The organism is Cupriavidus sp. SIMBA_020 (assembly GCF_046535395.1).
In the GTDB taxonomy this organism is placed as follows: Bacteria; Pseudomonadota; Gammaproteobacteria; order Burkholderiales; family Burkholderiaceae; genus Cupriavidus; species Cupriavidus campinensis.
Map to the genome: position 1 here is coordinate 1 of NZ_JAWRWU010000557.1, position 273 is coordinate 273.

The window sequence follows — 273 nt, forward strand, 5'->3', positions numbered from 1 at the left end:
GCGAACTCGGCGAGCACAAGGCCGCGATGGACGCATTCGACACGGCGTTGAAGGCGCGGCCCGATTTCGTCGATGCCTGTAACAACGCGGCCAATCTGCACCGCGCGCTCGGGCATCAGGACGCCGCGCGCGCGCTGTTGAGCCAGGCGCTCGCGCTCGCGCCTCACCATTCGCCGACGCTCAACAACCTCGGCAACGTGTTCAAGGATTGCGGCGAACTCGACGACGGCGTGACCTGCTTCCGGCAAGCCGTGGCGAGCGATCCGCGCAATC

Annotated in this window: 1 protein-coding gene; it reads left to right on the forward strand. The window is 67.0% G+C overall.

Annotation, left to right across the window (positions count from 1 at the left end; all coding sequences use genetic code 11):
• On the forward strand, window positions 1-273 hold a 273-nt coding region (locus SB751_RS30505; RefSeq protein ID WP_410749088.1), incomplete at both ends, for a tetratricopeptide repeat protein.